This is a genomic window from Shewanella sp. 5S214 (assembly GCF_041439795.1).
Taxonomy (GTDB): domain Bacteria; phylum Pseudomonadota; class Gammaproteobacteria; order Enterobacterales; family Shewanellaceae; genus Shewanella; species Shewanella vesiculosa.
Map to the genome: position 1 here is coordinate 1 of NZ_JBGOOV010000075.1, position 1,380 is coordinate 1,380.

Here is a 1,380-nt window from a genome sequence, read left to right on the forward strand (position 1 = left end):
CAGCTGTAGTACCTTGAGTTAATACCGATGCAGCTTCAACACCAAACTTGGTACCTACACCTGAAACGGTGTTATTACCAATTTTGTTAGCAGCAGTAGAACTTAGTGATACCGAAATTGTTTCATTAGCACTTGAACCGACTTGGAACTTTTGTGAACCATAGCTTCCATCAAGTAATTTTTGTCCACCAAATGAGGTGGTATCAGAAATACGAGTTAACTCGGTTTGTAAAGAAGAAATTTCTTTTTGCATTGCTGAACGGTCATCAGAAGAGTTTGAACCGTTAGCCGATTGCAATGACAAGTCACGCATACGTTGTAAAATATTGGTCGACTCCTGCATTGAACCTTCGGCAGTTTGTGCGATCGAGATACCATCGTTAGCGTTACGCATTGCAACACCAATACCATTAATCTGACTGGTTAGACGGTTAGAAATTTGTAAACCTGCAGCATCATCTTTAGCACTATTGATACGCAAGCCTGAAGATAGACGCTCCATTGAGGTTTTAAGACCGCCGTTGGCACCATTTAAAGTATTTTGTGCCTTCATTGAAGTGACGTTAGTGTTAACTGAAATAGCCATGTTTATTGCCCTCTACCTAACTTGAATAGTGCCTGTCAGTACTGTCAGGCGAGTATTATTTTCTACATACACTGTAACGGCGCAGTATAAAAAACCTTTAGGGAATATTTGAAATAAAGAGCAAAAAAATTCTAATAAAATAAAAAACCTATAGAAAACAAATAAAAAAGCAGATCATACGATCTGCTTTTTATTCTAATTGAACTTAAACAAGACTTAACCTAATAGTGATAGCGCGGTTTGTGGTAACTGATTAGCCTGAGCCAACATTGCAGAAGATGTTTGCGACAAAATCTGTTGCTTAGTTAACTGAGCAGTTTCAGTGGCAAAGTCAACATCCTGAATACGACCACGAGCATCTGATACGTTAGACTGAATGTTGCTCAAGTTATTAATCGTGAAAGTCATACGGTTTTGTACCGCACCTAAATCAGCACGTTGAGAATCGATACCACCAATTGCCGCATCAATCACAGCGAGTGCATCTTGAGCACCTTTGGCTGTTCCAATATCAATTAAACTCACTTTATTAAGCGTTGAAGCTCCTGCGGTAGCCGTAGTACCACCACCGAGTAATTCATTTGCAGATGCACCTGTAACAGTAAATTTATCCGATGATGACAGCTTCAATTCAGCAGTTTTACTTACAGCTGCATTAGTTGCACCTGCAACTAGGCCTCCAAGTTTTGCAGTACCCGCTGTCGCACCAGCAATTTGAATACCATTTACATTTTTAGCCGTAAGACTGATAACACTGGTATCTTTATCGTAACTGACATCATAACCCGCTTTCC

Annotated in this window: 1 protein-coding gene and 1 pseudogene; both read right to left on the reverse strand. The window is 39.9% G+C overall.

Annotated features, from left to right (window positions below; translation table 11 throughout):
- A pseudogene (locus tag ACED29_RS21105) lies at nucleotides 1–586 on the reverse strand (flagellin); the annotation flags it as partial.
- Nucleotides 587–802: 216 nt separating this feature from the next.
- On the reverse strand, nucleotides 803–1,380 hold a 578-nt coding region (locus ACED29_RS21110), incomplete at its 5' end, for a flagellin (RefSeq protein WP_371698685.1).